This is a genomic window from Pseudomonas sp. NPDC089392 (assembly GCF_044749595.1).
Classification (GTDB): Bacteria; Pseudomonadota; Gammaproteobacteria; order Pseudomonadales; family Pseudomonadaceae; genus Aquipseudomonas.
In genome coordinates, this window is the sequence record NZ_JBIVIF010000085.1 from 1 (window position 1) to 8,890 (window position 8,890).

Here is an 8,890-nt window from a genome sequence, read left to right on the forward strand (position 1 = left end):
ATCTCTCGGTTATCTGAAAGTCTCAGTCAGAGATCAGCGCTGGCGGGCTGAACTCTGATTTTGAGTTTTCACACAGCCTGTGTAGGAGCGGCCTTGTGTCGCGATCGGGCCGCAAAGCGGCCCCAAGGTTTCAGCTCCGCCGCCGAAATTGCCGGGGCCGCTTTGCGGCCCGATCGCGACACAAGGCCGCTCCTACAGGTTCGTGGCAAAGCTGTCAGATCAGCTCAAGGAAGGCCTGACGCCACACCGCATTTGCCGGTAATGCCAGGAAATGCGGGTTAAGCAACGACTCCCGCGGCGGGTAGCGGAACGGCAGCCCGTCCAGCCCGATCACCTCGCCACCGGCCCCTTCCACCACGCCTTGCGCCGCAGCAGTATCCCACTGCGAAGTCGGCGCCAGGCGCGGATAGCAATCGGCGCTACCTTCAGCCAGTAGGCAAAACTTCAACGAGCTGCCGATATTGGCCAGTTCCAGCTCACCCACCGCAGCCCCCAGCCCTGCCAACAGCGCTTCCTGCTCCGGGCTGGAGTGTCGCCGGCTGGCCACCACGGTGAAACGCTCACCCACCGAGGGTGCATTACGTACCTGGATCGGTTGGGCTTGCTCACCGGCTTGCGCGCGCCAGGCCCCAAAGCCACGGCCACCGAAGTAGCAGCGCCCGTTGGTCGGCATCGAAACCACGCCAAACACCACTTCGCCGTTTTCGACCAAAGCGATGTTGACCGTGAATTCTTCGCTGCCTGCAATGAATTCCTTGGTGCCGTCCAGCGGGTCCACCAGCCACCAGCGGCTCCAGCCCTGGCGCTCGGCCAGTGGAATATTGCAGTCCTCTTCGGACAGCACCGGAATTTGCGGCGCCAGCGCCAGCAGGCCATCGGCAATCACCCGGTGCGCCGCCAGGTCGGCAGCGGTTACCGGCGAATCATCGGCCTTGTTGGTCACCGCCACATCGGCACGCCAGTACGGCAGGATCGCCTCACCTGCGGTCAGCGCCAGTTTGACCACTTCGTGCATCAGTTGCAGGTCGTTCATAGCTCCAGCAGCCCCCGCTGAATCAACAGGTCACGCGCCAGGTAAAGTGCTGCCAGGGCGCGTCCCTCGGTGAACTGCGGGTGCATGGCCAACGCCGCCAACTCGCGCAGGTTGACCTTGTCGACCCGCATCGGCTCGGGTTCGTCGCCTTCCAGCCGCTCTTCGTACAGGTCGCTGGCCAGCACTACCTGAATCTTCTGGCTCATGTAGCCCGGCGACAGCGACAGCTCGGTCAGGTGCTCCAGCTGGCGCGCGCCAAAACCGGCCTCTTCCTTGAGTTCCCGGTCAGCGGCCGCCAGCACATCCTCGCCCGGCTCGATCAAGCCTTTGGGCAACGACAACTCGTATTCATCGGTGCCGCCGCAATATTCCTCCACCAGCACGGCGTGCTCGGCATCAAGCATGGCCACAATCATCACAGCGCCGTAGCCGTTACCCCGGCCTACCAAGCGCTCGTAGGTGCGCTCGTTGCCATTGCTGAAGCGCAATTGCACGGCTTCGACGCGGAACAGGCGGCTGCTGGCGACGATTTCGCGGCTGAGGACGGTGGGTTTCTGGCGCATGAGGCGGCTCCTTGGCGTGAACGGGTTACTATACCGTGGCTTGCCGACTGATCGAGAGTTTCCCATGCCTGTTCTTCCCTGGTCTGCCATTGATACCGTCCTGCTGGACATGGACGGCACCCTGCTCGACCTGCATTACGACAACCGCTTCTGGCTGGAGCACCTGCCCCAACGCTATGCCGAGCTGCACGGGGTAAGCCGGGCCATGGCGGAAATGGAGCTGCAACCGCTGTTCGAGCGCAATGCCGGCACACTGAACTGGTATTGCCTGGACTTCTGGAGCCGCGAGCTGCGCCTGCCGATCCGCGAGCTGAAGCGGGAAATCGCCGACCTGATCGCCCTGCGCCCGGATGCCGACACCTTCCTGGCGGCCATTCACCAGGCCGGCAAGCGCGTGGTGATGATCACCAATGCCCACCGTGATTCGCTGTCGCTGAAGCTGGAGCGGGTTCAGCTGGCGCCGTATTTCGAGCGGCTGATCAGCTCGCACGACTATGGCTACCCGAAGGAAAGCCCGCAGTTCTGGGATGCCTTGCAGGCGGACATCGGTTTTGAGCCAGGGCGCAGCCTGTTCATCGATGACACCCTGGCGATTCTGCGCAGTGCGCGGCGGTTTGGCGTGGGGCATTTGCTGGCGGTGCGCCAGCCGGATAGCCAGGCACAGCCGCGCGATACCGAGGAGTTTGCTGCGGTCGAGGATTACCGGGATTTATTGGTAGGCCTGTGAGGGCCACTTCGCGGGTAAACCCGCTCCTACACCTAACGTGCATTACCAATGTAGGAGCGGGTTTACCCGCGAAGAGGCCGGTACAAGCTGCAGAGATCAGTCAGGAATACGCAACACCTGCCCCGGGTAAATCTTGTCGGGGTGCTTGAGCATCGGCTTGTTGGCCTCGAAGATCTTGTTGTACTGGCTGGCATTGCCATACACGACCACGGCGATAGCCGACAGCGTGTCACCCTTCTTCACCGTAACGAACCGCGCCGCCTGCACTACCGGCCCGGTCACGGTGATCTGGTCATCGACATTGGCCACACCAGCAACGTTGCCCGCCGCCAGGATGATTTTCTCTTTTTCCTCCTGGCTGGCCACCTCGCCCTTGAGGATGATCGTGTCACCCTCTACAGTGGCGCTGATATTCGGGTTGCCCAGGCCGACACTTTCCACGTGTTTCTTCAGCTGCTCTTCGGCATTGGCGTTGCCGGGGGTCAGCAGGTCGATCAACTTCTCGCCCGCTTCTTTCACGAAACTGAACAAGCTCATAGCGCTCTCCTTGTTGACGAAACCTCGGACTCAGCAGTCTAGGCCAGCTTTGCCCCTACCGCCCGCCTGCGACCAATCGACGCGGTCTATCAAGGCATAGACCCTAGCGATTAGACGCCGCCGGCCCGCGCGCCTAGGCTTGTGCTATCAGAAAGCTGCCGATAGCCACGATGAACAGCAAACCTCCGGTCTGCGCGGCCTCATCGCCTTTGTCCATGCCCGCCGCCAGCAACACCTACGATTACGTCCAGCTCAGCGATAGCAAACGCGACAGCACACCGCTGGCCGAAGAAGTGGCCCTGGCCATCGCCTACAACGGCCTCAACCAGGCAGTGATGCTGGTCAGCCCCACCGACCTGGAAGACTTTGCCGTCGGTTTCAGCGTCGGCAGCGGCATTGTCGAAGGCACCACAGAAATCTATGACCTCAAGCTGTCCGGCAGCGGCTCGGCGATGTACGCCGACCTGGAAATTTCCAGCCGGGCGTTCTGGAACCTGAAAAACCAGCGCCGCCAGCTGGCCGGTACCAGTGGCTGCGGCCTGTGTGGGGTCGAGGCCCTGGAGCAGGCACTGCCAGAGCTTGCCGAGCTGCCTGGTGCGCCCCTGCCCCCAGCGCAGTGGCTGGTCGGCCTGCGTGAACGCATCGATGCCTTCCAGCCGCTGGGCCAGCATTGCGGCGCCGTGCATGCGGCGCTGTTCATGGACCGCCATGGCAAGCTGCTGCTCGGCCGCGAAGACATCGGCCGGCACAACGCCCTCGACAAGTTGATCGGCGCACTGCTGCGCCAAGGCATCGACAGCCAAGGCGGCCTGGCCATCGTCACTAGCCGTTGCAGCCTGGAGCTGATCCAGAAAGTGCTGCGCGCCGGCATCCAGACCCTGGTCAGCCTGTCAGCGCCCACCGGCCTTGCCCTGCAATGGGCGCGCAAGCACAACCTCAACCTTATCCATTTGCCCAAGCACAGCGCACCGCGGGTCTACAGCCCAGCGGCGGAGTCGTAACAGCCGTGACCTCGTACCAGCACCTTCCGGACAACGCCCCAGCCTCCACCCCTCGCTACAAGCCCTACCACGGCCCCGCCGGCGGCTGGGGCGCACTGCGTAGCGTGGCCAAGGCCTGGGTCGGCAGCGACAATGCGCTGAAGAACATTCGCGCCCTGCTCAAGACCAACCAGAACGGCGGTTTCGACTGCCCCGGCTGCGCCTGGGGCGACTCGCCGGAAAGCGGTATGGTCAAGTTCTGCGAGAACGGCGCCAAGGCGGTGAACTGGGAGGCGACCAAGCGCCGCGTCGACGCCGCCTTCTTCGCCCGCTACAGCGTCACCTCGCTACTGCAGCAGAGCGACTACTGGCTGGAGTACCAGGGGCGCCTGACCGAGCCGATGGTCTACGACGCACCCAGCGACCGCTACCAGCCGATCAGCTGGAACGCCGCCTTCGCCCTGATCGCCCGCGAACTGAACAAGCTGGCCAACCCTGACCAGGCCGAGTTCTACACCTCGGGGCGCGCCAGCAACGAAGCGGCGTACCTGTACCAGTTGTTCGTGCGTGCCTACGGCACCAACAACTTCCCCGACTGCTCGAACATGTGCCACGAAGCCAGTGGCGTGGCCCTGGGGCAAAGCGTCGGGGTTGGCAAGGGCACCGTCACCTTCGATGATTTCGAGCACGCCGATGCAATTTTTGTCTGGGGTCAGAACCCCGGCACCAACCACCCACGCATGCTCGACCCGCTGCGCGACGCGGTAAAACGCGGCGCCCAGGTGGTGTGCATCAACCCGCTCAAGGAACGTGGCCTGGAGCGCTTCCAGCACCCACAGAACCCGCTGGAGATGCTGACCAACAGCGACCGGCCTACCAACACCGCGTTCTTCCGCCCGGCCCTGGGTGGCGACATGGCAATGCTGCGCGGCATGGCCAAGTTCGTCCTGCAGTGGGAGCGCGAAGCCCAGGCCAACGGCGAACCGGCGGTGTTCGACCATGCCTTCATCGCTGAACATGGCCATGGCATCGACGAGTACCTGACGGTGGTGGATGCCACGCCGTGGGAACACATTCAGGCCCAATCCGGCCTGACCCTGGGCGATATCGAGCTGGCCGCACGCATGTACTGCCGTGGCAAGCGGGTGATCATGTGCTGGGCGATGGGCATCACCCAGCACCGCCATTCGGTGCCGACCATCCAGGAAATCGTCAACCTGCAGATGCTGCGCGGCAACATTGGCGCGCCGGGTGCCGGGCTGTGCCCGGTGCGCGGCCACAGCAACGTGCAGGGCGACCGCACCATGGGCATCAACGAGCGCCCACCAGTGGCGCTGCTGGATGCCATCGAGAAGCGCTTTGGCTTCCCGGTGCCACGGCACAACGGCCACAACACCGTCGAAGCGATCCACGCCATGCTCGACGGCCGGGCCAAGGTATTCATTGGCTTGGGCGGCAACTTCGCCCAGGCCACACCGGACACCGCGCGTACTGCTCAGGCGCTGCGCAATTGCGAGCTGACCGTGCAGATCAGCACCAAACTCAACCGCAGCCACCTGGTTCACGGCAAGCAGGCACTGATCCTGCCGTGCCTGGGCCGCACCGACATTGACCTGCAGGCCGACGGACCGCAGGCGGTGACGGTGGAGGATTCGTTCAGCATGGTCCATGCCTCCAATGGCCAGCTAAAACCCCTGTCGACACAGATGCGCTCGGAGCCGGCGGTAATCGCCGGTATCGCTGCCGCCACCCTGGGCAAGCAACCGGTGGACTGGCACTGGCTGGTGGCCGACTACGACCGCATCCGCGACCTGATCGGCGACACCATCGCCGGCTTCAGCGGCTTCAACCAGCGCCTGCAGCACCCGGGCGGCTTCTACCTGGGCAACAGCGCCGCCAGCCGCGAATGGAAGACCAGTACCGGCCGCGCCAACTTCAAGGCCAACCTGCTGCCCGACACGCTGCTCGACCCGTGCGTGCGCGCCAGCGGCCAGCAGCCGGACCTGATCATGCAATCGATGCGTTCGCACGATCAGTACAACACCACCATCTACGGCCTGGACGACCGCTACCGCGGCGTGCGCGGCCAGCGTGAGGTGCTGTTCGCCAATGAAGCCGACATCATCTGCCTGGGCTTCCAGCCGGGGCAGAAGGTCGACATCGTGTCGTTGTGGGGGGATGAGCATGTGCGTCGGGTGCAGGGCTTTACCCTGCTAGCCTTCGATATCCCGGCCGGGCAGGCGGCGGCGTATTACCCGGAGGTGAACCCGCTGGTGCCGCTGGAGAGCATCGGCGATGGTAGCCATACGCCAACCTCTAAGTTCATTGCCATCAAGCTGGAGCGGGCGCAGGACGACGGGCGTATCCTGTAGCAAATGTGTTGGCTTCTTCGCGGCTAAAGCCGCTCCCACAGGTACACCACAGGCCTGAAGGTGGCGCTGAACCTGTAGGAGCGGCTTTAGCCGCGAAGAGGCCGAAAGCCCCACCGCAAAATGTAAAAAGCCCTGTTCCATAACGGTTCAGGGCTTTGTCATAAAAGTCTCAGACAGCCCAAAATCAATAAAGTTTCACAACAAATACAGCAACTTAGAGAATTGTGTACAACTCGTGTTACTCGTCGGATTTCGTTTGCCAGCTACCCGTCTTAGCCTCAAATTCGCCTCGTCATCCTTATGAGGCTCTCTTGATGAAGAAGTACTCCTCGATTCTGTTGTTGTCTTTCAGCTTGCTCAGCGGCGTTGCCATGGCAGGCGGCAATACCGAGGCCGGCATTGGCGGCGCATTGGGTGGGGTACTCGGCTCCGTGGTGGGCAACTCCATCGGTGGTAGCACTGGCGGCGCCATTGGTGCCGGTCTGGGCGGCGCGGCCGGCGGTGCCTTGGGCGCCGACAAGCGCCAGCGCGGTGAGGCCGCTATCGGTGGCGCGCTGGGCGCTGCAGGCGGTAACGTGGTCGGTCGCTCGGTGGGCGGCACCACCGGTAGCTACATTGGCGCAGCAGCCGGCGGTGGCGCCGGTGGCGCACTGGGTAACTACATGGGCAACAAGGCCGACGAAGACGAACGTCATGACGAACGCCGCTACCGTCGTAGCTACGATGATCGTCGCCACTACGATCGCGGCCATCACTACGGCCACCGCAAGCACAAGCGCCACTGGCGCGACTAATGCCTGAGGGCCCTGCCCCGGCAACAAAAAGCCCCGCGCCTGGCAGCGGGGCTTTTTTATGCCTGCTCTGATAAGGCATCTCGGCTTAGAGGTGCTTGGCACAGCATTTTTATCGGTTTTGAGATCGAGCGCCGCCCGCGCGGCGCTTCGCGGCTAAAGCCGCTCCTACATTTGTTTCGGGCCAGTTCTGCCTGTGCCGGAGGCGCGCGCCCCCTGGGTGCATGGCTGGAGAACGATGAAGGGCAACGACGTCCCCTTCAATATTGAATGGAACACACAAGGCGGACAGCGGTGACCTCACAGGCGTGACTGGCCCGAAACAAATGTAGGAGCGGCTTTAGCCGCGAAGCGCCGCGCGGGCGGCGCTCGATCTGTGCACCAACCCAAATCCCAAGCCATGCACCTGGAAGCCCTAACCCCACCTCCCGACGAACAAATCGCAGCCACTCTCCCCAGTTTTCCATCCAGCACCTTCCTCAAGCCTGCTGTTCCAGCACCAGACCAGACAGAATCACCTGCAGCGCCTCTGGCAGCGCCACAGGCCGGCCACTGGCGCGTTCGATGAACACCTGCACCACCGTACCCGCCGCGCACGCCTCCGGCTCGCCTGGGCGGTATAGCGCCAGGCGGTATTCCACCGTGCTACCCGCCAGGCGCGTCACCCCCAAGCCCACTTCCAGTACATCCGGGAAGCCCGGCAGCGCGTAGAAATCCGCCGCCGAACTAACCACGAAGGCCGCCAGCTCGCCGTCACGCAGGTCCAGTTCGGCCTGCTCGACAAGAAAGGCCTGGATCGCGGTTTCGAAATAGCCGTGCACTGTAGCGCCGGCGATGTGGCCGTTCAGGTCGTTGTCCTGCGGGCGGGTGAGGATGGGGTGGAAGTGGGAGAAGGCAGTGCGCTGAGGGGATTCGGTCATGAGTTATCCACAGTTGGTTGCAATCAATAAGGAAGCTTCCCACATCAACTTCGGAAGGCCTATAGTCGCAATCAACTATAGATTGCATAGCATGGTCAGTCCCGATGAATCCGAGAAAATCACCCATGCCAACTCATCATCTCGACCATGCCAACCTGAGCCGCATGGCGGAATCAGGGCGCATCAATGCCACGCATATCGTCGGCCAGCCAGGGGGCTGGGCGGTCCAGGTCGACATCAACCACCAGGAGCATGTACTCACTGCCCAGCGCAGCGGTAATGTCAGGCTTTTCAAGAAACTCGAGACCTTGGTGGCTTACCTGCTTGAACTGGGGATCGACCATTTCGAGGTCGACGCAACCACTTACGACCCTGAGCAAACGAGTACCTATCAACGGCCTGACCGCACCCAAGCGCTAAAACGGGCTCATGAAGCCGCTGCCTATGAGGCTTGGTTCCACGAACAGGTAAAGACCAGCCTGGAAGACACCACGCCGGTGATGGACGATGAGGAGGCCGAACGACTGTTTGCTGCTCGCCGGGCCGCTCTGGCGGCCAAGACCTGCTGATGCGCCTCGTTTGGCGCCAGATGGCGCTCGAAGACCGCATGCGCATCATGGACCATATCGCTCAGGACAACCCCGAAGCAGCAAAACAGCTGGACGAATCCTTCAGGGACAAGGCCAGACGCGCAGCACAGAATCCGGTGCTTTACAAAGTAGGTAGATACCCCGGAACAAGGGAAATCATAGTCAGGCCCAATTACGTGATGATCTATCGTGTTGCGGGGGAAAGCGTTGAAATCATTCGTGTCCTTAACGCCCGACAGCAATGGCCTTGAACACCAGATACAAAAAAGCCGCCCAAAGGGGTAATGCCAGTCAGTTAAGACTGACGCATTGACCTTTAGCCCATAGGCCGCAAAATCCGATGCTTGGAAACGAGCATCGGATTTTTTATGCGCCTG

At 62.3% G+C, this 8,890-nt stretch carries 10 protein-coding genes; 6 read left to right on the forward strand and 4 right to left on the reverse strand.

What is annotated here, in order from left to right; translation table 11 throughout:
* Nucleotides 1–214: 214 nt before the first annotated feature.
* Complete coding sequence (gene cysQ / locus ACIP1G_RS31705; RefSeq protein ID WP_400744533.1) at nucleotides 215–1,033, reverse strand: 3'(2'),5'-bisphosphate nucleotidase CysQ; 819 nt, start codon at nucleotides 1,031–1,033, stop codon at nucleotides 215–217.
* Nucleotides 1,030–1,596, reverse strand: a complete 567-nt coding sequence (gene nudE, locus ACIP1G_RS31710; protein WP_400744535.1) for an ADP compounds hydrolase NudE — start codon at nucleotides 1,594–1,596, stop codon at nucleotides 1,030–1,032. The genes cysQ and nudE overlap by 4 nt, the downstream gene beginning before the upstream one ends.
* A gap of 64 nt (nucleotides 1,597–1,660) precedes the next feature.
* Between nudE and yrfG the strand changes: the two genes are divergently transcribed.
* Nucleotides 1,661–2,323, forward strand: a complete 663-nt coding sequence (yrfG, locus tag ACIP1G_RS31715) for a GMP/IMP nucleotidase (protein WP_400744537.1) — start codon at nucleotides 1,661–1,663, stop codon at nucleotides 2,321–2,323.
* A 96-nt stretch (nucleotides 2,324–2,419) separates the two neighbouring features.
* On the opposite strand, the gene lysM is transcribed toward yrfG, so the two are convergent.
* Nucleotides 2,420–2,860, reverse strand: a complete 441-nt coding sequence (lysM, locus tag ACIP1G_RS31720; RefSeq protein WP_400744539.1) for a peptidoglycan-binding protein LysM — start codon at nucleotides 2,858–2,860, stop codon at nucleotides 2,420–2,422.
* Between the two features lie 170 nt (nucleotides 2,861–3,030).
* Between lysM and fdhD the strand changes: the two genes are divergently transcribed.
* The 3 genes from fdhD (at nucleotide 3,031) to ACIP1G_RS31735 (ending at nucleotide 7,006) form a co-directional block, all read left to right on the forward strand.
* Nucleotides 3,031–3,861 carry a formate dehydrogenase accessory sulfurtransferase FdhD gene (gene fdhD / locus ACIP1G_RS31725; protein ID WP_400744541.1) on the forward strand — a complete coding sequence of 277 codons (831 nt, stop codon included), beginning with the start codon at nucleotides 3,031–3,033 and terminating at the stop codon, nucleotides 3,859–3,861.
* Between the two features lie 5 nt (nucleotides 3,862–3,866).
* Nucleotides 3,867–6,212, forward strand: a complete 2,346-nt coding sequence (locus ACIP1G_RS31730; RefSeq protein WP_400744543.1) for an FdhF/YdeP family oxidoreductase — start codon at nucleotides 3,867–3,869, stop codon at nucleotides 6,210–6,212.
* Nucleotides 6,213–6,526: 314 nt separating this feature from the next.
* Nucleotides 6,527–7,006, forward strand: coding sequence for a glycine zipper domain-containing protein (locus tag ACIP1G_RS31735; protein WP_400744545.1), 480 nt, complete (start codon nucleotides 6,527–6,529; stop codon nucleotides 7,004–7,006).
* 476 nt (nucleotides 7,007–7,482) lie between these two features.
* On the opposite strand, the gene ACIP1G_RS31740 is transcribed toward ACIP1G_RS31735, so the two are convergent.
* Nucleotides 7,483–7,923, reverse strand: coding sequence for an acyl-CoA thioesterase (locus tag ACIP1G_RS31740; RefSeq protein ID WP_400744548.1), 441 nt, complete (start codon nucleotides 7,921–7,923; stop codon nucleotides 7,483–7,485).
* A 125-nt stretch (nucleotides 7,924–8,048) separates the two neighbouring features.
* On the opposite strand from ACIP1G_RS31740, the gene ACIP1G_RS31745 reads away from it, so the two are divergent.
* On the forward strand, nucleotides 8,049–8,492 hold the full coding sequence (locus ACIP1G_RS31745) for a hypothetical protein (RefSeq protein ID WP_400744551.1): 444 nt from the start codon (nucleotides 8,049–8,051) through the stop codon (nucleotides 8,490–8,492).
* Nucleotides 8,492–8,764: a type II toxin-antitoxin system RelE/ParE family toxin gene (locus ACIP1G_RS31750; protein ID WP_400744553.1), complete on the forward strand. Its 273-nt coding sequence runs from the start codon at nucleotides 8,492–8,494 to the stop codon at nucleotides 8,762–8,764. The genes ACIP1G_RS31745 and ACIP1G_RS31750 overlap by 1 nt, the downstream gene beginning before the upstream one ends.
* Nucleotides 8,765–8,890 lie beyond the last annotated feature (126 nt).

Excerpts from the sequence above, each read along its gene's own strand:
- cysQ (WP_400744533.1), bottom strand. The coding sequence starts at position 1,033 with ATGAACGACCTGCAACTGATGCACGAAGTGGTCAAACTGGCGCTGACC.
- nudE (WP_400744535.1), bottom strand. The coding sequence starts at position 1,596 with ATGCGCCAGAAACCCACCGTCCTCAGCCGCGAAATCGTCGCCAGCAGC.
- yrfG (WP_400744537.1), top strand. The coding sequence starts at position 1,661 with ATGCCTGTTCTTCCCTGGTCTGCCATTGATACCGTCCTGCTGGACATG.
- lysM (WP_400744539.1), bottom strand. The coding sequence starts at position 2,860 with ATGAGCTTGTTCAGTTTCGTGAAAGAAGCGGGCGAGAAGTTGATCGAC.
- fdhD (WP_400744541.1), top strand. The coding sequence starts at position 3,031 with ATGAACAGCAAACCTCCGGTCTGCGCGGCCTCATCGCCTTTGTCCATG.
- ACIP1G_RS31735 (WP_400744545.1), top strand. The coding sequence starts at position 6,527 with ATGAAGAAGTACTCCTCGATTCTGTTGTTGTCTTTCAGCTTGCTCAGC.
- ACIP1G_RS31740 (WP_400744548.1), bottom strand. The coding sequence starts at position 7,923 with ATGACCGAATCCCCTCAGCGCACTGCCTTCTCCCACTTCCACCCCATC.
- ACIP1G_RS31745 (WP_400744551.1), top strand. The coding sequence starts at position 8,049 with ATGCCAACTCATCATCTCGACCATGCCAACCTGAGCCGCATGGCGGAA.
- ACIP1G_RS31750 (WP_400744553.1), top strand. The coding sequence starts at position 8,492 with ATGCGCCTCGTTTGGCGCCAGATGGCGCTCGAAGACCGCATGCGCATC.